Here is an 18191-nt window from a genome sequence, read left to right on the forward strand (position 1 = left end):
GCCTCCGAGCTTGCCGTCACGGGGTGTTGAGGTCGAGAGAACCGCTCGCCACGCCGTCTGTGTTGGTGCGCCGTGCCCGCTCCACGTACTCGGTGGCCTTTGTCGTCTCGGTCTGCAGCACGCCGATGGTCTGCGACATCGAGTCCAGCGCGCGGACCTTGAAGTCGCTGATCGAGTCCATCGTGGCGTAGATGTTCGCGAACGCTGCCTGCAGCTGCTCGATGCCGACGGTCGAGCTGGCCGCCTGCTCCTGGATGGTCGCGGACTGGTCGGCGAGCATCTTGGACGTGGAGGCGATCATGTTCGACGTCGTTGTGTTCAGCGCACCGATCTGGTCCAGCACCAGCTTCTGGTTCGCGAGCGCCTGCGCCACGATGACGGCGGTGCGCAGCGCGGAGACCGTGGTGGTCGTGGCGCGGTCTACGCCCTTGGTGAGCTCGACGTTGTTCTTGATGATGATGTCGATGGCGAGGTAGCCCTGGATCGACACCGCGAGCTGGGTGAGCAGGTCCTGGTGCTTCTGGCGCACGTAGAACAGGACGTCCTCGGACAGCGCCTTGGCCCGCTCGGGCTCGGCGATCTGGAGCTCGGCGATCTTCGCGGACAGCTGGGCGTCGAGGCGTTCGGCCACGTAGATGTACTGGTTGAGCCGCGCCATCGTGTCCCAGAGGTTCTGCTTCTCCAGGTTGAGCGCGGCGTTGTCCTTGCGCAGCTCGTCCTGACCGTTGTAGAGGGCCTGGATGATGGCGTTGAGCTGGCCCTGCGCGGACTCGTAGCGGCGGAAGTAGTCCTGCAGCTTGTCGCCGAACGGGATGATGCCGAGGATCTTGCGCCCCACGCTCGCCTCGGACGGGTCCAGGTCCTCGACGGTCCGGCGCAGCTCCAGCAGGGTCTGGCCCACCTTGGAGCCGTCGGCGAGGCCGCCCTCCTTGAGGGCCCGGACGGGCGTGGCGAGCAGCCGGTTGCTGGAGTCGGCGGCCTGGCGGATGTCCTGGTCGCCCATGGTGCGCACGTCGTCGGCGCGCTTGGCGAACTCGGGGCTCTTGGTGTCGGCGCTGAGCAGGCCGTCGAGGTAGGTCGCTACCTTCTTGTCGAGGGCGGGCGCCGCTGCGGGGTCCACCTTCGGGGCCATCTTGGGGGCCTGGGTCGTGGCCACGGCCTGGACCGGGTCGGGCGCGCTCAGGACCAGGGTCTCGGCCTGGGCGGGCGGCTGAAGCGGCATCGGCTCGGTCATCGGTGCTCCTCGTGAATAGGGCGTCCCGAACCCCGCGAGTATATGCGTGGAGCCGCGCTCGCCGAGAGGAAAACGCCTGGGTGCGGGGTGAGAACGAGGGGGCAACACGGAGAGTTCCCACCCCTGTGCCGGATCACCCGGTGTGGCGCGTCCCACTCGGCGGTCGTAGGCGGAATACGTCCGGCCGGACCCGCGGTTTGGCACGATGATCGGAGTCGTTCGGACAACCTTCAGACAGGATCCACATAGCCATGCCCTCGCGCCGGTTCTCCCGCCCGCGTGCCGCTGTCGTTCTTGCGGCCGCTGTCGCCCTCCTGGTCTCAGCCTGTTCTCCCGGTGGGGGGACGACGACGGCCGAGCCGACGGGTGAGCCCGTGAGCGGCGGGACCCTGACCTACGCCTCCGGCGACGCCGAGCCGTCCTGCCTCGACCCGCACGTCGGCGGCAACTACCCGCAGGCGCTCATCGCCACCCAGTACCTCGAGTCCCTCGTCTCGCTCGACGAGGACGGCGAGGTCATCCCGTGGCTCGCCACCGAGTGGTCCGAGAGCGACGACGGTCTGGCCTGGGAGTTCAGCCTGCGCGACGACGTGACGTTCACCGACGGCACGCCGTTCGACGCCGCCGCTGTGGCCGCGAACATCGCCCACGTGCAGGACCCGGCCACGGCGTCGTCGACCGGCTACCTGGCCCTGGCGAAGATCGTGGACGTCGTCGCCGTCGACGACCACACCGTCCGCCTGGAGCTGAGCGCGCCGGACAGCGCGCTGCTCGAGTCGCTGTCGCAGGTCTGGGTGGCGATCCAGTCGCCGACGGCCCTGGAGCGCAGCCAGGAGGAGAACTGCGCCGCGCCGGTCGGGACCGGCCCGTTCGTCGTCGACGAGTGGGAGCGGCAGGACTCGGTGACCCTGGTCCGGAACGACGACTACAACTCGCCGCCCGCCGACGTCGCTGCCGCCGCCGAGGGCGCCGACCTCCCGTACCTCGACTCGATCGTGTGGCGGTTCATCCCCGACTCCGCGAGCCGCTACGCGGCGCTGCAGTCCGGCGAGGTGCAGGTCATCGACAACGCGCAGCCCGACACGATCCGCTCGGCCGCGTCCGACGACGCCATCGAGGAGCTGGACGCGCCCCGCCCGGGCGCCTCGAACCGGATCGAGCTCAACTCGGGCAAGGCTCCGTTCGACGACGAGCGCGTCCGCGAGGCGTTCATCCGCGCGGTGGACGTGGACGCCGGAATCGACGGCCTGTTCTTCGGCACCGCCGAGCGGTCCTGGTCGCCCCTCTCCAGCGTCGAGCCGCTCAGCCTGAGCCTGCCCGACCTCTTCACCGTCGACACCGACGCCGCGGCGGACCTCCTCGACGAGGCCGGCTGGGCCGAGCGGGACGCCGAGGGCTACCGCGTCAAGGACGGCGAGCGCCTCAGCCTCGACTTCCCGGTGAGCACCAACCAGTCGATCCCGGCCGAGCAGTCCCTGTTCGAGCAGATCCAGGCGGACGCCAAGGAGGCCGGCTTCGAGGTGAACCTGCACCCGCTCGACCTGTCCAGCTGGTACGGCGCGCTCGCCGAGAACGACTACGACCTCGTGAGCGCCCCGTACACGAAGGTCGGCCCGGACGTGCTGCGCATCCTGTACCACTCCGACTCGATCACCCCGGCGCCCAGCGGCTACTTCGCGAACCTCGCGCAGGTCGACGACGCCATGCTCGACGACCTGCTCACCCGGGCCTCCGCCACGAGCAACCCCGACGAGCGGCGGAGCATGTACGAGCAGGCGCAGCGGATCATCCTGGACGGCTACTACATCCTGCCGCTGTACGACCAGCAGAACCACTTCCTGTACTCCTCGACCGTGCGGGGGCTGCGCGCGATGCCCACGGTGTCGACGCCCACCTTTGCCGGGGCCTGGCTGGTGTCTTGACCCTCCCGGTCCCCACCACCGGGGAGCGCAGGAGACCGGTGCCGGGTTACCGGCGCTGGCTGCTCCTGCGCGCCGGCGGGGTCGTCTTCGTTCTCTGGGCCGCCGCCACCATCACGTTCTTCGCCCTCCGGCTGATCCCGGGCGACCCCGCCGAGGCGATCCTCGGCGGGCCCGGCTCGCAGGCGGGGCCGGAGGCGCTGGCCGAGGTGCGCCGCGAGTACGGCCTCGACCAGCCGCTGGCGGTGCAGTACCTCACCTACCTCGGGCGGCTCGTGCGCGGCGACCTCGGGCAGTCGTACTCGCTGCACGAGCCGGTAGCCAGCGCGATCGGCGAGCAGCTCGGTGCCACCCTCACGCTTGCACTCTGCTCCCTCGTACTTGCCTGGGCGCTCGCCTGCGCACTGGCGGCGTGGAGCGTGCGGGGCGGGCGAATCGCGTGGGCCATCGGGTCCGGGCTGGAGCTGGTCGCGGCCGCAGTGCCGCACTTCTGGCTCGCCACCGTCCTGATCCTGTTCTTCAGCCTCACCCTCGGGATCCTCCCGCCGGTCAGCGTGCCGGGGCCGCTCGGCATCGTGCTGCCCGCTCTGACGATGGCGATCCCCCTGGCCGGGTTCCTCGGCCAGGTCATGCGCGAGTCCCTGCTGACCGCCATGGAGTCGCCGTTCGTCACCACGGCCAGGGCGCGCGGCGAGAGCGAGGTGCGGATCTTCTGGCGGCACACGCTGCGGCACGCGGCCATCCCGGCGGTCGGGCTCTCCGGCTGGGCCTTCGGGTCGCTGATCAGCGGGGCCGTCGTCGTCGAGTCGGTGTTCGCCCGGCAGGGCCTGGGCCGCAGCCTGCTCTCTGCCGTCCAGCTCCGGGACGTCACGCTCGTGACGGGCATCGTGCTCGTCGTGGCGCTCGCGTACACGGTCATGACCCTGGTGACCGACGTCGCGGACCGGGCCATCGACCCGCGCGTCCGGGCGGTCACCCAATGAGCGGCGTCCGGGTCACCGCCGGCGAGGCCGTCGCCGGGCTGGTCCTGGTGCTCATCCTCCTCGCGGCCCTCTGGCCGGGCCTGCTCGCGCCGGGCGACCCGCTCGCCACCTCGCCCGCCGACGCGTTCCAGGCACCCTCGCCCGCGCACCTCTTCGGGACCGACGAGTCGGGGCGGGACATCTACACACGGGTGGTGCACGGCGCGGCGGAGTCGCTGCGGATCGGGGTCCTGGCCACGGCGATCGGCATCGGCCTGGCCGTGGTGCTCGGCTTCGCGGCCGGCCTCGGCCCGCGCTGGCTCGACTTCGGCACCACCCGGCTCGTCGAGGTGCTGTTCGCGTTCCCCGGACTGCTGCTGGCCCTGCTGTTCATCGTGGTGACGGGGCCGGGGGTGCTGAGCTCGACGATCGCCGTCGGCCTGGCGACCGCGCCCGGCTACGCGCGCATCATCCGCTCCCAGGTGCGGCGGACGGCGTCCGCCGAGTTCATCGAGGCCGCCCGCGTGCTGGGCCGCGGCCGGCTCTGGATCGTCGCCCGCCACATCCTGCCCAACGTGACCGCCGCGCTGTTTGTGCTCGCCACCCTCGGGCTCGGGCAGGCCGTCATCTGGGTGTCCTCCCTGAGCTACCTCGGCCTCGGTGCGGTTCCGCCCGCCGCCGAGTGGGGCGCGATGCTGGCCGCCGGCCGCACCTACATCGCGAACTTCTGGTGGATGACGTTCTTCCCCGGCCTCGCGATCGTCGCCAGCGCGGCCGCCGCCACCGTCGTCGGGCGGGGTATCCAGCGGCGGAACAGGAGCGCGGCATGAACTTGCCTGAGCCGACTCCGCCTGGGCCGACGGCGCCTGAACCGGGCGCGCCCGTGCTGGAGGTCCGGGACCTCGTCGTCGCGTTCCCCGACCGTCGAGGCCGGGGCGCCGTGCGGCGCGTGGTCGACGGCGTGAGCTTCCAGGTCGCGGTGGGCGAGTGCGTGGCGATCGTCGGCGAGTCCGGCTCGGGCAAGAGCGTCACCGCGCGCAGCGTCGTGGGCCTCGCGGGCGACGGTGCGCGGGTCTCGGCCGCCCGGCTGTCCGTCGTCGGGCAGGACGTGCTGTCGCTCTCCGGGCGGCGCCTGCGCCGGCTGCGCGGCGGCGCCGTCGGCCTGATCGCGCAGGACGCGCTCGTCTCCCTGGACCCGCTGCGCCCGGTCGGCCGCGAGATCGGCGACACGCTCGCCCTGCACACGGGCCTCGACGCCGCCGCGCGGCGCGTGCGAACTCTGGAGCTCCTCGAACAGGTGGGGTTGCCCGACGCCGCGCTCCGCGCCGGTCAACGCCCCGGCCAGCTCTCCGGCGGGCAGCGGCAGCGCGCCCTGATCGCCGCCGGCATCGCGGCCGACCCCGCACTGGTCATCGCCGACGAGCCCACCACCGCGCTGGACCAGCCCGTCCAGGCCGGTGTGCTCCGGCTCCTGGGGCAGCTTCGTGACGACGGCACCGCCGTGCTGCTCATCAGCCACGACCTCTCGGTGGTGCTGGGCATCGCGGACCGGGTGCTCGTCATGACCGACGGTGTGGTGGTCGAGGAGGGGACGCCGGCCGAGGTGTTCGAGCGGCCGCGGCACCCGTACACCCGCAAGCTTGTGGCCGCCGTCCCGGCGGGGCGCCCGCGGGGGGTGCCGCTGTCGGAGCCGGCTGCGGTGCGATCCGCCGTCGGCCCGGAACCCGGCACCGGGGAGGTGCTGCTGGAGGCGCGGGGGCTCGCGCGGACCTTCCATGTCGGCGGGCGCGAGATCGTGGCCGCCGACGATGTGTCCCTGACCCTCCGGGCCGGGCGGACCCTCGGGCTGGTCGGCGAGTCCGGGTCCGGCAAGTCCACGACCGCCCGGCTCCTGCTCGGTCTCGAACGCCCCGACGCCGGCGAGGTCACCCTGCTCGGCCAGCCCTGGAGCCCGCTCCCCGAGGCCCAGCGCCGTGCGCGCCGGCCGCTCGTCGGCGCCGTGTTCCAGGACGCGCTCAGCTCGTTCGACCCGCGCTGGAGGGTCGGCACCATCCTCGCGGACGCCATCACCCGGGGCCGCTCGCTCCGGCCCGGACCGGTGCGGGCGGAGGTCTCGGCCCTGCTGGACACCGTCGGCCTCGACCCGGCTCTGGCAACCCGGCGGCCCCTGCACCTCTCGGGCGGCCAGCGCCAGCGTGTGTCCGTGGCGCGGGCGCTCGCGGCCGATCCCCGGATCCTGATCCTCGACGAGCCGGTCTCGGCGCTCGACGTCTCGATCCAGGCGCAGGTGCTCGACCTGCTCGACCGCCTCCAGCACGAGCGAGACCTCGCCTACCTGCTCATCACCCACGACCTCGGCGTCGCGATGCACATGAGCGACGACCTAGCGGTCATGCAGGAGGGCCGGATCGTCGCGTCGGGCCCGGCTGTGACGGTCTTCGACGCCCCGCAGCACCCCTACGTGTTGCAGCTGGCGGAGGCCTCGCCCGCGCTGAGGAAATGACCACGCACTTGCTGCCAGGCAGGGGTCGATCTTGGCAGCAGGTGCATGGTCATTCTGGGCGACCGGCGACCGGCGACCGGCGACCGGCGACCGGCGACCGGCGACCGGCGACCGGCGACCGGCGACCGGCGACCGGCGACCGGCGACCGGCGACCGGCGACCGGCGACCGGCGACCCGAGATCCTGTCGGAATGTCACGCCGTCGAACCATCCTCGGACCTGCCGGACGTCACTCATGTGGTTCCCATCGTTCGTCATCGGGCGTATCGGAACGGGACGGTCCACGCGTGTGGCGGCGCCCCGAGCAGGTCACAACCTACGGAGAAGCGGTACGGGTGCCAAGCGAGCTTCTGTCCGGTGGCCTGCGCCGATAGCGGTCCTACACGCTACCGGACGAGGCGCGTGCCGAGGAGCGATCGACCGGTCGAAGAGACTTAGGAGATGGTGTAGCCGTCGGCTACGCACAGCTCCATCAGTTCGGTTACGTCCGCCTGGACGCGTGAAGTGTCCATGCTCAACTGACCTCCACCGCCCGACACAACGTCCTGGACCTGCTGGAATGGCTCCTTCAGCGAGCGGATAACGGTCGCGTACTCGGGCGGAGCGACCTCCAGGACACGGCCGAGATCGTCATTGATGTCGATCAGCTCTGCTGCATCCTTGTCGTCCAACTCGTCGCCGATCGCGAGGATTGCGTCAGGGATGCGTCCGACAAGCGAATCGCTTCCGAGGTCTCCAGCGATCCCCTCGCACACCGCCTCGGCGTCCAAGGTTGGGCTCGGCGTCGGAGTTGCTGCCGGTGGAGCGGTTGACGGTGGGGGCGTGGTGCTCGGATTCCCGTCGGGCTCGCCCGACGAACATCCGGCAAGAACCGCGGTCAAGAAAGCGACTGCGGCGACAGAGAACAGATGACGGACCATGGCGAGGTGCTCCGAGGCAGGAGTAGTGGTCGCGCTGACGGTACGGCCGCTCGCTTGGCTGCGGTAGGCATCCGATACCGGATCACCCGGGTGAACGAGCCAATATGTGAATGTGCGTGTGGTCGCCGCGTGCCGTCAGGTCTTGTGATCCTGCTCGTCGAGGCCGCGTGGTTGCATACCGACGGCGGCCGTCAGTTCAGTAGTGAGAGCAGGGCGCTTGCGGCGCCGTCGTCGTCGATGGTGCCGGTGGTGTGGTCTGCGGCGGCGATGACGAATGCTGGTGCGTGGGCCATGGCGTGGCTGGTGGCGGCCCAGTTCAGCATCTCGATGTCGTTCTCGGAGTCTCCGATGGCGACGGTGTTGTGGTCCTCGATACCGAGTTCGGTGCGGACCTTCTCCAGGGCTGTGGCTTTGGAGATTCCTGGAGGGGTGATGTCGATCCAGTCGGCACGGGTGGCGATCGCCGTGAGGTTGAGTGCGCGTAGGGCCCAGACCATTCGGTAGGCGGATGGTCCGTGCAGGGCGAGGCGTGGTGTCGGGTCGGCCCAGAGTTGCTCGAGGCCGGTGACGCTGTGCTGAGTGCCGTTGAGCTCGCCATCAGGGAACGGGAGGTTCACGCGGTATCCGGTGCCGACGATCTCGGCGGCGATGCGCATCCCGGGCGCCGCCGCAACGGCTACGCGGATGGCGTCCTCTGCGTCGACGGTGTGCTGTTCGGTGACTTGGTAGCGGTCGCCCACCAGATGTGCGGTGACCGCGCCGTTGCTCGCGACGATCCATGCGTCGTCGAGCCCGAGCTCCAGAGCCACGGGCAGGGCACCAGCCAGCGAACGGCCCGTGGCGAGAACGATGTGGTGCCCGGCCGCACGGACCTCGGCGGCCGCTGCACGCACGGCAGCAGTGGCCGGGTGGCCGGTGTGGACCAGGGTGCCGTCGATGTCGCACGCGACCAGTACCGACGCGGCGACGTCACCGAGCCGCGCGGGTTGTGTCTGGGGCTGGGTTGGGGTCACGTCCTGGAGCGTAAAGACACCCGCCGATCCCGGCGAGCAACTTGCTCAGGATTGCTCCGATCTGACTCGGATTCGGGCAGCGATCGTCTCCAGTGCCCGGTCGAGCAGGGCGCGAGCCTTGCGGTCGTGGTCCGCGGTGAGGGCTAGGGACTCGAAGACCTTGGTATAGAGCTCGATCTCGGGTGGCTGGGCGAGGTTGAGCTCGGCCGAGAAGGTCTCGACAGTGACCAGATCGGCGTCGCGGATCCAGAAACCATGCTGCGGTGCGATGGGTGAGAACGTCTCGAACGGGATGACTCCGAGGCGGATGTTCGGCAGCATCGAGAGCGAGATGAGGCGGCCGACCTGGTCGAGCATCACCTCGGGCGGGCACAGCGTGTACAGCAGCGTGGCCTCGGTGATGACGATGCGGAACTTCTTGCCCGGCCGGGACAGGATCTCCTGCCGCTGCATGCGCGCGGCCACAGCGCTGTCGATGTCCTGGCGGTGCCCGAACTGACGGGCGCTCTCGATGAAGCGGGACCGGGCGTACTCGGGGGTCTGAAACAGCCCGGGGACGAACACGGGGCAGAAGGCGCGGAAGATCGTCCCGAGGTCGTCGTCGCGGGCGTGGTGCTCCTGGTAGGACGCGAGCCCGCCACGCAGCAAGCGCCGCCACTCGGCATGCCGGGTCTCCAGCGTGTGCAGGGCAGCCAGCAGGCTCTCGATCTCCTGCTCGGCGTCGACCCCACGGCACCAAGCGCGAATGTCGTCGTCCGTCGGGGTCTGCTTGGCGTGCTCGATCTTGGAGACCTTGGAGGGTTGCCAGGACAGCGAGACGGCGAGCTGCTGGCCGGTCAGGCCACCAGCCCGCCGTAGTTCACGCAGGCGCGCCGCGAGTTCGTTGCGGGCGTCGTTGACATCAGCGCTTGTCGAGGTGTTTCGCGGCAAAGTCGTCTCTCGTGATCGCGTGATGCCAAGCGGCATCACGCTGGTAGTTGAGCTCGACCACCACGGCCGGGTCCTGGATCAGCTCGAAGCCCAGGAGCTTGTCCTGGTCACCGAACACCAGCTTGGCCACCGTGCGGGAGTCGAACAGCCAGTAGTCGAACGTGGGCAAGTCTGCCGCGTCCTCGCGGGCGAGGTAGCGGATGTCCTCCCCCGCCTCGTTGTTGAACGCGGCGTAGGTGAGCCCGAACCGGCTGTAGTCCGTGAGCGGGAGCGAGACGACCCGGACCCGCCGGAACCTCCGGCCGGCCCGCGTGGCCTGGCCGATTTCGGGCAGCCAGTCACCGAGCCAGCCCGGATCGACCACCCCGTCCAGGAACCGCTGCAGCGGCTCCTGCTCACTGGGCACGTTGTACGCATCGCGCACCTCCAGCCGGTAAGCCGTGTGCTCGAACGACTCGAACAGGTCCCGCCACCGGGGACCGATCGGGAGCAGCTCGCTCAGGACCGGTCCTCCTGCTCCTGACGGTGGCGAATCGCGAGGTCGATGATCTCCGCAGGGATCTCCACGATCGTCTCGTGCGCCGGGATGTCTCCGACATCCTGCAGCGCAGAAGCGTCCGTGACCCGCCACCCCTGCACGAGGTAGGACGCCCGGTCCTCACGGTCGGTGGCGAACAGCGTGGGCGACCCGTCCTTGCCGGACTGCGGGTCCTTACCGAGGAAGCGTGCACGCATGGCGATCTCCATTGCTCGAAAACTGGGTCGGCTGCGTAGCAAGGTTCTCCCCGAAACCAGTGGCGCGTCAAGGGGCAGCAGGAGGTGGTGCGCCCGCAATGCCGTCGTGCACGAGGCCACCGTCCTGTACCCGCCAGGAGGGGTGATCTCTGGGGAGTGGCCTTTGAATGGCTTTCGGGCAACGCCGTGACCTATCCGATAGTGACGCTAGGAGGTGACCTTGAGCGATGCATCGGGAAGGATGCGCTTGTGCACGAGGTTCGGATTGGCTCCGCTAGCGAGCACCTGCTCCTGAAAGCGGGTGCCGATCCTGAAGCGCCCCAATCCTTGGCTGCCACGCTTCAGTCGAACGGGCTCGCGGCAGCCACGCAGGTGCCGCAGCACTACGCGACCGGGTTCCAAGACCTGGCCGAGTTCTTTGCCACGCTGGAAGAAGGATGGCGCGGGTGGGCGGGGGTTCAGACGTGGAAGTCGTTGGAGGGCGAACTGACGATTGAGGCACGTCATCAATTCGGCCACGTCCGGTTGACCGTGACGCTTCGCAACCTGCGTTGGGAGTGGGGCAACGATGGCTGGCATGCCACGGTCGATCTCACTATCGATCCGGGTGAGCAGTTGTCTCGGATCGCTCGGGAGACCGCCGCATTAGCCAGTGGCGAGGAATGAGCGGACGGCATCAATGGTGTCGGCTTCGTCGGCTGTCTTGTCTTCCCGATAGCGGAGGACGCGCGCGAATCGAAGCGCTACCCCTCCGGGATAGCGTGAAGAGCGCTGGACGCCATCGAACGCGATCTCGACCACTTGCTCAGGGCGGACCGTCACGACCCATCCATCGTCTTCGGTCCGGAGCTCGGTGAAGCGCTCCGTCTGCCACTGAAGCGTCTTGTCGTCAAGACCCTTGAACGTCCTGCCGAGCATGACGAACCCGCCCTCGGGGTCGCGCGCGCCGAGGTGGATGTTGGACAGCCAGCCCTGTCGGCGGCCCGAGCCGCGCTCGACCGCCAGCACCACGAGGTCGAGGGTCTGGCGGGGCTTGACCTTGACCCAGCCGGCGCCGCGCCGTCCGGCCGCGTAGGGCGCGTCCAGCGCCTTGACCACCACGCCCTCCTGGCCCTCGCGCAGCGCACCCGCGAAGAACTCCGCAGCTGCCTCGGGATCCGACGTCACCAGGCGGCGCACGGTATGCGGCGCCGCGACCTCGTCGAGGACCGCCAGGCGCTCGCGCAGCGAGGCATCGAGCAGGTCGCGCCCGTCGGCGTGCAGCACGTCGAAGAAGAACGGGGTGAGCTGCAGCTGGTCCGCCAAGTCAGCCCCAGCCGTCTCCTTGGCGCTCTCCCGAGTCGCGGAACGCGCGGCTGTCTCCTGGAACGGTCGGGGTACGCCGTCCGGCCCGACGCCGAGCGCCTCGCCGTCGAGCACCAGGTCGTCGGACCCAAGGGCGCGCACCGCGGCGACGATCTCCGGGACGCGGTCGGTGATGTCGTCCAGCGAGCGCGTCACGACGAGCACCTCGTCCCCGCTCCGATGCACCTGGATGCGGATGCCGTCGAGCTTGACGTCGATACAGAGCTCGGTGCGGTCTTGGGAGCTGGCCCCTGCGCTAGTTCCCGTGCCGTCTTCCGGACCGTCTCCCGAATCGGCCTCGGCGGCCGCGTCCCCGGATCCCAGCTTCTCGAACGCGGCTGCGATGTCCGGCGCCGACGCCGCGAGCATCGGTCGCACCGGCAGGCCCACCTCGAGTGTGAACGCCTCCAGCGCGGCCAGCGGATCGTCCGCGAGGAGGGCGGCGCTCGCCACCGGCCCGGTTTCCCCGCGCAGCATGACGGCGCGGCGGACGGCGGCGGCCGGAACCCCGGCGGCCTCGGCGACGGCGTCGACCACCACCGAGTCGAGCGCGCCCTGCCGCAGCTCGCCCGCGACCAGGCCGCGCAGGAACGCCTGCTCGCGCTCGGTCGCGGCGCCGAACAGCTCCCCGGCCGCAGTGGAGCGGGCCAGCGCTGACCCGGGGCCTTCGAGACCCGCCATCGCGGCGAACGCCGAATCGACGTCGCGCACTGTGAGCGTGGCTGTTGCCGCCGGTGGCGGAAGGTCGCGGAGCGCCGCATAACCGAGGCCGGTGCGCCGCTGGCGCAGCTCACCGGCGAGGTAGGCGACGACGATCTCGATGTCGGCGCCGGGCTCCGCGCCGTCCTGGTCGGCCGCGGCGGCACGACGCAGCAGGTCGGCGATCGCCGCGCGCTTAGCGAGCCGCGATCGCGTGGCGGCGACGGCGTCGGACGTGGCGGCGACCTCGGCGAGAAGCATGCTCCATCTTGACGCCCTTCCGGCGCGCTTGCCCCCTCCGGCTTACGTCAGCCGTGGGGCCAGGCCGTCATAGCGGCTTCGACCGCCTTGCGGGTGCGTGCGCTCACTCCCGGGAGGAGCTCGAACGCCTCCTCGTCCCGCTTTGGCGCGCGGCGCCAGGTCCCGATCAGCCGGCCGTCCACGAGGACCGCTGGGCGGAAGATCCCGTTGACGAACGGCACGACCAGCCGCATTGCCTCGGCGTCCGCGACCAGCACGCGGTCCTGGTACGCCATCACGATCTCGTCGAACCCGGGCACGAGCAGCACATCGGTGGTCTCCGCGAGCACGGAAACGTCTGGAACCCGGTCGACGAGCATCGCCCGCCCATCGACCACCACGTCGACGACGGCGTCCGGCTCCGCCTCCCGCAGGGCGGCGACGGCCGCGCGCACGGGCGTCTTGGGCAGGCCCAGCCACCAGGCGAAGTCGTCCACGGTGGCGGGCCCACGGCTGGCGAAGTAGGAGCGGGCGATGCGGCGCAGCGCCGCGTCCGGTTCCTCGGGCGGGACAGCACCGGCGTCCGGCGTCGCGACCATCAGCTGTTGCGCCCCGGCGAACCCGGCCCAGTGCAGCACTCCCTGGACTGCCAGGGTGCCGATCAGGTGGTAGCCGCGTTGTCCCTCGACGGGTATCCCCGCCTGCTGCCACAGTTCGACCATCGCGGCGCGCGTGATCCCACGGTTGTTGCCCGACGCCGCCAGCGCCTCGCGGGCTACCGCCTCCGCGTGGGCAACCACCGTGTCGTCCAGCCCCTCGTCCTCGCGGTTGCGCCGGCCCGCGCGGTGCACACGCTCGGCCGTCAGCGAGAGGAGGGCCGCGAGGTCGCCAGGCGTGGTGGCGAAGAGCGTGCCGCGCTGGGTCCACCCGCGGACCAGCTCGCCGGCGTCGAAGGCGGCGCGCACGTCCTCGATCGTGGTGCCCGGCCGCGACCGGACCGCGATGGCTCGGAGCACGGCGGGCAGGTCCTGGCCCTGCAGGGCCACCATCCGGCGGACCACGTCGACGGGTGACGGCCCGGTGGAGCCCGCCGCGTCGTCGGGCAGCAGCAGACCTTGCGTGCGCAGGCGGAGCCTGCGTGCCGCATCGGGGGAGAGCTCGGTGGTACCGGAGGTCATGCGGGAAGGTTACGTGGCACCGGTGACACTCCCGGGTGTCCGGCTCGCCTTGTGGCACCGGCCGCGGTGTTCATAGGGTTGGCGCCCATGAGCCGCACCGAGGTCATCGTTCGTGTGGTCGCCTACGTCGCGCTGTTCGTCGGCGGTCCTGCGCTCCTGGTCTTCGGCTGGATCCTCTTTGTGCCCGGCGAGGCGCTGTGCGACGGCGAGGTGATGAGCCCGGGGCAGACGTGCGGGCTGTTCCTCGAGCCCGGTGACTCCTACGAGGAGATGGTCGCCGAGACCAACGGGCGCCGCGTCATCGCGCAGGTTGCCGCGGGGGTGGCCGCCGTCGGGCTCATCGGGGTTCCCGCGGTCGAGATCTACCGGCGTCGGCAGGGGCCGGCGCCGCGGTGGTTCACCCCCGAGACGGTGCTCGGCGACCACCCGGGGACGGTCACGCCACAGCTCTTGCAGCGGGCGACGGTCGCGTTCACCGAGCGGCTGGCCGAGCGGGAGCGCGCCGTCGGGCCGGATCATCTAGACACCCTGACGTGGCGGTACAACCTCGCGAGCGTGCTGGTCCTGGCGGGTGACGCGGACCGGGCGATCCTGCTCTACGAGGCGGTGGCCGCGGGCCGACGGCGGGCGCTGGGCCCCGACCACCGAGACACGCTCACCGCGGAGACCGGGGTGGCCTACGCGCACGCCATGGGCGGCGACCCGGCCCTGGCGGACACGCTGTGCCAGGCGCTGCGGGCGCGCGCGGAGCGCCTCCTGCCCGCCGGGGACCGCCTGCTGCAGACGATCCTCCGAGCCCACGGCGTGGCCGTGGTGCGCTCGGCCGGCTCGATCTAGGCCCGCCCGGCCGCCAGTGACACTGCGTCACCTGTTCCTCCCGCGGAATGTCACGGGGGAGTGGTGACGCGGTCGCACTGGCCGGTGTGCACCCCGGCTGGTGGGATCGTGGGTATGACCTTCACACCGGTGACCGACGTCGAACGCCCGAGAGCACGCCGAGCCGTTGACCTGCGCAGACCCGGCCTGGTGGTGCTGATCGGCGTCATGCTGGCCACCCTGGCCCCGGTGAGCCTGAGCTCGGCCACCGCGTCCTCGCAGCCGCCGCCAGCGCCGTCGTCGTCGGTGAGCTGGGGCGAGTGCCCGACCGAGGTCGCCGCGCCGGGGCTGGAGTGCGGCACGCTCGACGTGCCGCTGGACTACAGCGACCCGGACGGGCGGACTATCGAGGTAGCGATCTCGCGCCTGGCGAGCACCAACCTGGACGCGCGCCGCGGAGTGCTGCTGACCAACACCGGCGGACCCGGCGGCGAGGGGTTGGCCTACCCGGCCGGCCTGCGCGACTTCCTCAAGCTGCCGCAGGACCTGCTGGACCAGTACGACGTGATCGGGATGGACCCGCGCGGTGTCGGCCACAGCACGCCCGTGACCTGCGACCTGAGCCCGCTGGAGCACCCGACCAACATCCCGATGTACGCGCGGAACGCGGCCGACGTGCGCGACGAGGCGACGCGGGTGGCCGCCGTCGCGCAGAAGTGCGGGGAGTCGCCCACGGCGTCGTTGCTGCCGCACATCACCACTGCCAACACCGCGCGCGACATGGACCGGGTCCGCGAGGCGCTCGGTGAGTCGAAGATCTCCTACTTCGGCATCTCCTACGGCACCTACCTGGGCTCGGTCTACACCACGCTGTTCCCGGAGCGCAGCGACCGGTTCCTGCTCGACAGCGCGACCGGCCCGGGCGGCTGGGACGCCTCGTTCTCCCGGCTGTTCGGCGAGGGCGTCCAGGACCGGTTCCCGGACTTCGCGAAGTTCGTCGCCGCGCACCCCGAGTACGGGCTGGGCCGGACCCCTGCCCAGGTGCAGGCGAAGTACTTCGAGCTCGCCGCGCGGCTGGACAAGACGCCCAGCCCGGACGGCTACACCGGCGCCGCGTTCCGCTTCGTCACGTTCGCCGCCTTCTACTACGACAGCAGCCTGCCCGGGCTGGCCGAGACCTGGCAGGCCCTCGACACCGGCGAGCCGGTGCCGGTCGCCGCGGCCGTATCCGGAGAAGAGTCGCTCGCGACGGCGCCCGACGCCGGGCCGGCGGCGCCGTCGGCCGGTGCGATACCCGCTGACAACTACATCGCCAGCCAGCTGCACGTGATCTGCAACGACTCCGACTGGCCCGAGAGCGTCTGGTCCTACCGGCTCAACGTCACGATCGACCGGTTCCGGTACCCAATGTTCGGCGCAGCCGGGGCGAACATCACGCCGTGCGCGTTCTGGCCGTCCGAGCCGACCGAGCCGCCGGTGAAGATCACCGACGAGGGGCCGGCGAACGTCCTGATCGTGCAGAACCTTCGCGACCCGGCGACGCCGCTGTCCGGGGCGCTGGAGCTCCGGCGGGCGTTCGGGGACCGGGCCCGGATCGTCACGGCCGACGAGGGTGGGCACCTGACCTACCTGCGGCTGGGCAACACGTGCCTCGATGACATCGCCACCGAGTTCCTCCGCACCGGGGAGCGGCCCGAGCAGGACGTCGCGTGCGGCGACTCGCCCGACTGATCCAGGTCTTGAAGCCTGCCGCCGATGGGGTTAGCCTGTTATTCATCAGGTGGTGAATTACGAGCGGACGGGGCTGGTCCAGATGGCGGAGCGAGTAGATCCGGTGCTGGTTGTCGGCGCGGGACCGACGGGTTTGACCATGGCCAACGAGCTGGCGCGGCACGGTACGCCGGTGCGGATCATCGATCGCGCACCGGCGCCGGCCACGACGTCGCGCGCGCTGGTGGTCATGCCGCGCACCCTGGAGATCTTCGACGACATGGGCGTGGTCGACGCGGCGCTGGCGGCCGGCAACCCGGCGCCGAACCTCACCATCATGTTCAGCGGCAACAAGAAGGTGCACCTGGACCTCGTCGACCTGCTGACCGGTCCGCGCAACCACACCGAGTACTCCGTGCTGCGCACCCTGTCGCAGACCGACACCGAGCACCTGCTGACCGAGGCGCTCGCCGGGCGGGGGGTCGAGGTCGAACGCGGTATGGCGGTGACCGACCTGACCCAGGACGGCGACGGCGTGACCGTGTCGCTGCGCACCGCGGACGGATCGACCGAGACCGTGCGCTGCCGGTGGCTCGTGGCGTGCGACGGCGCGCACAGCGCGGTCCGCAAGGCGATCGGCATGCCGTTCGAGGGCTCCACCTATCCCGACGAGTTCATCATGGCCGACGCCAAGCTGGACTGGGAGCTGCCGGACGGCGACCTCTACGGCTTCCCCAGCCCCGCGGGGATCTTCGCGGCCTTCTCCATGCCGGGCGAGAACCGGTTCCGCATCTTCGGCAACGTCAAGCCCGGCCCCGAGGGTCCCAGTGCCGAGTACAGCGAGCCCACCCACGAAGAGTTCCAGGCGATGATCGACGAGCGGGTGCCCTACCCGGCCAAGGTCGTCGAGGAGTACTGGGTGACCCGCTACCGGGTGCACCGGCGCGGCGTGCCGCGATACCGGGACGGCCGGGTCTTCCTGGTCGGCGACGCCGCACACGTGCACAGCCCGGCGGGCGCTCAGGGCATGAACACCGGCATCCAGGATGCCTACAACCTGGCGTGGAAGCTCGCCCTCGTAGTGCGCGGCATCGCCGAGGAAGCGCTGCTGGACAGCTACCACGCCGACCGGCACCCGATCGGCTTGCGGCTGCTGAAGACCACCGACCGGATGTTCGGCGTGATCGCCGGGCAGAACCGGCTGGCCAGGCTGGCCCGTGGCCGGCTGGCACCGCAGCTTGCCACCCGCCTGCTGACGCGGCCCGTCCGACGGCGGCTGCTCGGCGCCCTCTCCCAGCTCCGGCTGAGCTATCCGGACAGCCCGCTCAACACCGAGACCGGTTCGGGCTGGGAAGACGCCCCGGCCCCGGGCGACCGGGCGCGGGAGGCAGACGTGCTCATCGACCGCGAGCCAGGGCGCATCCACGACGTGCTGCGCGGCACGCAGCACACGGTGCTGCTGTTCACCGGGCTGGACGAGGGGGCGCGCCCGGCCGTGGAGCTGAACCGGATCGCCGAGCGTATCGAGCGCGCGTACCCGGAGCTGGTCAAGGCCCGCGTGGTCAGTGCGGAGCGGTTCGCCGACCATCCGACGACGCTCGGCGACCCGGACCGGTCGGCCCACCGGCAGTACGGCGTCGAACGGGCGAGCACGTTCGTCGTCCGACCCGACGGGTACGTCGCCTACCGCGGCCACCCGGTGGACGCCGAGGCGCTGCTGGCCGACCTGGCGGCCCGCCTGCCGGGTGCGGCGTCGGCCGCCGAAGCAGGACTGGGGGACCGCGCCAGGGCCCAGAACAATGCGTGACTGAATGGCGCGGGGCAAGCCCAGGAGCCGAATTGGCATGGTCAAGACCACCTCGACCTAGGATAAACTCGGCACGCTTTGCCTCCGTAGCTCAGTTGGATAGAGCGGGTCCCTTCTAATGACTAGGTCGCGGGTTCGAATCCTGCCGGGGGCACCACACAGATGGGAACGGACGTAGCCG

General features: G+C 70.9%; 16 protein-coding genes and 1 tRNA gene. 9 read left to right on the forward strand and 8 right to left on the reverse strand.

Annotation, left to right across the window (positions count from 1 at the left end; all coding sequences use genetic code 11):
- Positions 1–16: 16 nt before the first annotated feature.
- On the reverse strand, positions 17–1234 hold the full coding sequence (locus tag AB1046_RS23015; RefSeq protein WP_369371598.1) for a toxic anion resistance protein: 1218 nt from the start codon (positions 1232–1234) through the stop codon (positions 17–19).
- 251 nt (positions 1235–1485) lie between these two features.
- Here AB1046_RS23015 and AB1046_RS23020 point away from each other — a divergent pair, with 251 nt between their 5' ends.
- The 4 genes from AB1046_RS23020 to AB1046_RS23035 are packed head-to-tail and all read left to right on the forward strand — an operon-like array spanning position 1486 to position 6618.
- Entirely contained in the window at positions 1486–3156 is a 1671-nt protein-coding gene (locus AB1046_RS23020) for an ABC transporter substrate-binding protein (RefSeq protein ID WP_369371599.1), read from the forward strand.
- A gap of 38 nt (positions 3157–3194) precedes the next feature.
- Positions 3195–4136, forward strand: coding sequence for an ABC transporter permease (locus AB1046_RS23025; protein ID WP_369375827.1), 942 nt, complete (start codon positions 3195–3197; stop codon positions 4134–4136).
- A complete protein-coding gene (locus tag AB1046_RS23030) occupies positions 4133–4945 on the forward strand; it encodes an ABC transporter permease (RefSeq protein WP_369371600.1) in 813 nt (270 codons plus the stop codon). The genes AB1046_RS23025 and AB1046_RS23030 overlap by 4 nt, the downstream gene beginning before the upstream one ends.
- A complete protein-coding gene (locus AB1046_RS23035) occupies positions 4942–6618 on the forward strand; it encodes a dipeptide ABC transporter ATP-binding protein (RefSeq protein ID WP_369371601.1) in 1677 nt (558 codons plus the stop codon). Before AB1046_RS23030 ends, AB1046_RS23035 begins: the two co-directional genes overlap by 4 nt.
- 434 nt (positions 6619–7052) lie before the next feature.
- On the opposite strand, the gene AB1046_RS23040 is transcribed toward AB1046_RS23035, so the two are convergent.
- From AB1046_RS23040 to AB1046_RS23060, 5 genes are all read right to left on the reverse strand, one after another.
- Positions 7053–7388, reverse strand: a complete 336-nt coding sequence (locus tag AB1046_RS23040) for a hypothetical protein (protein WP_369371602.1) — start codon at positions 7386–7388, stop codon at positions 7053–7055.
- Between the two features lie 341 nt (positions 7389–7729).
- Positions 7730–8551, reverse strand: a complete 822-nt coding sequence (locus AB1046_RS23045; protein ID WP_369371603.1) for an HAD family hydrolase — start codon at positions 8549–8551, stop codon at positions 7730–7732.
- A 45-nt stretch (positions 8552–8596) separates the two neighbouring features.
- Positions 8597–9481, reverse strand: coding sequence for a helix-turn-helix domain-containing protein (locus AB1046_RS23050; protein WP_369371604.1), 885 nt, complete (start codon positions 9479–9481; stop codon positions 8597–8599).
- Positions 9453–9905, reverse strand: a complete 453-nt coding sequence (locus AB1046_RS23055) for a DUF6879 family protein (RefSeq protein ID WP_369371605.1) — start codon at positions 9903–9905, stop codon at positions 9453–9455. Before AB1046_RS23055 ends, AB1046_RS23050 begins: the two co-directional genes overlap by 29 nt.
- 74 nt (positions 9906–9979) lie before the next feature.
- Positions 9980–10216 carry a hypothetical protein gene (locus AB1046_RS23060; RefSeq protein ID WP_369371606.1) on the reverse strand — a complete coding sequence of 79 codons (237 nt, stop codon included), beginning with the start codon at positions 10214–10216 and terminating at the stop codon, positions 9980–9982.
- 156 nt (positions 10217–10372) lie between these two features.
- Between AB1046_RS23060 and AB1046_RS23065 the strand changes: the two genes are divergently transcribed.
- On the forward strand, positions 10373–10882 hold the full coding sequence (locus tag AB1046_RS23065; protein WP_369371607.1) for a DUF6228 family protein: 510 nt from the start codon (positions 10373–10375) through the stop codon (positions 10880–10882).
- Here AB1046_RS23065 and AB1046_RS23070 read toward each other — a convergent pair.
- Together AB1046_RS23070 and AB1046_RS23075 are read right to left on the reverse strand one after the other, a co-directional pair.
- The gene (locus AB1046_RS23070) at positions 10862–12520 is read right to left on the reverse strand and encodes an ATP-dependent DNA ligase (RefSeq protein ID WP_369371608.1); all 1659 of its coding nucleotides are present in this window, start codon (positions 12518–12520) and stop codon (positions 10862–10864) included. The two genes, AB1046_RS23065 and AB1046_RS23070, sit on opposite strands and share 21 nt — an antisense overlap.
- A gap of 47 nt (positions 12521–12567) precedes the next feature.
- Entirely contained in the window at positions 12568–13677 is a 1110-nt protein-coding gene (locus AB1046_RS23075; RefSeq protein ID WP_369371609.1) for a winged helix DNA-binding domain-containing protein, read from the reverse strand.
- Between the two features lie 87 nt (positions 13678–13764).
- On the opposite strand from AB1046_RS23075, the gene AB1046_RS23080 reads away from it, so the two are divergent.
- The 4 genes from AB1046_RS23080 (at position 13765) to AB1046_RS23095 (ending at position 18167) form a co-directional block, all read left to right on the forward strand.
- Positions 13765–14514, forward strand: a complete 750-nt coding sequence (locus AB1046_RS23080) for a tetratricopeptide repeat protein (protein ID WP_369371610.1) — start codon at positions 13765–13767, stop codon at positions 14512–14514.
- Between the two features lie 114 nt (positions 14515–14628).
- Positions 14629–16224 (forward strand): alpha/beta hydrolase, encoded by a 1596-nt coding sequence (locus AB1046_RS23085; RefSeq protein ID WP_369371611.1) that lies wholly within the window; start codon positions 14629–14631, stop codon positions 16222–16224.
- Between the two features lie 49 nt (positions 16225–16273).
- A complete protein-coding gene (locus AB1046_RS23090) occupies positions 16274–18010 on the forward strand; it encodes an FAD-dependent monooxygenase (RefSeq protein ID WP_369371612.1) in 1737 nt (578 codons plus the stop codon).
- An 80-nt stretch (positions 18011–18090) separates the two neighbouring features.
- Positions 18091–18167, forward strand: a tRNA-Arg gene (locus tag AB1046_RS23095).
- Positions 18168–18191: the final 24 nt, after the last annotated feature.

It is taken from the genome of Promicromonospora sp. Populi, assembly GCF_041081105.1.
Lineage (GTDB): Bacteria > Actinomycetota > Actinomycetes > Actinomycetales > Cellulomonadaceae > Promicromonospora.

Excerpts from the sequence above, each read along its gene's own strand:
- AB1046_RS23015 (WP_369371598.1), bottom strand. The coding sequence starts at position 1,234 with ATGACCGAGCCGATGCCGCTTCAGCCGCCCGCCCAGGCCGAGACCCTG.
- AB1046_RS23020 (WP_369371599.1), top strand. The coding sequence starts at position 1,486 with ATGCCCTCGCGCCGGTTCTCCCGCCCGCGTGCCGCTGTCGTTCTTGCG.
- AB1046_RS23030 (WP_369371600.1), top strand. The coding sequence starts at position 4,133 with ATGAGCGGCGTCCGGGTCACCGCCGGCGAGGCCGTCGCCGGGCTGGTC.
- AB1046_RS23035 (WP_369371601.1), top strand. The coding sequence starts at position 4,942 with ATGAACTTGCCTGAGCCGACTCCGCCTGGGCCGACGGCGCCTGAACCG.
- AB1046_RS23060 (WP_369371606.1), bottom strand. The coding sequence starts at position 10,216 with ATGCGTGCACGCTTCCTCGGTAAGGACCCGCAGTCCGGCAAGGACGGG.
- AB1046_RS23070 (WP_369371608.1), bottom strand. The coding sequence starts at position 12,520 with ATGCTTCTCGCCGAGGTCGCCGCCACGTCCGACGCCGTCGCCGCCACG.
- AB1046_RS23075 (WP_369371609.1), bottom strand. The coding sequence starts at position 13,677 with ATGACCTCCGGTACCACCGAGCTCTCCCCCGATGCGGCACGCAGGCTC.
- AB1046_RS23080 (WP_369371610.1), top strand. The coding sequence starts at position 13,765 with ATGAGCCGCACCGAGGTCATCGTTCGTGTGGTCGCCTACGTCGCGCTG.
- AB1046_RS23085 (WP_369371611.1), top strand. The coding sequence starts at position 14,629 with ATGACCTTCACACCGGTGACCGACGTCGAACGCCCGAGAGCACGCCGA.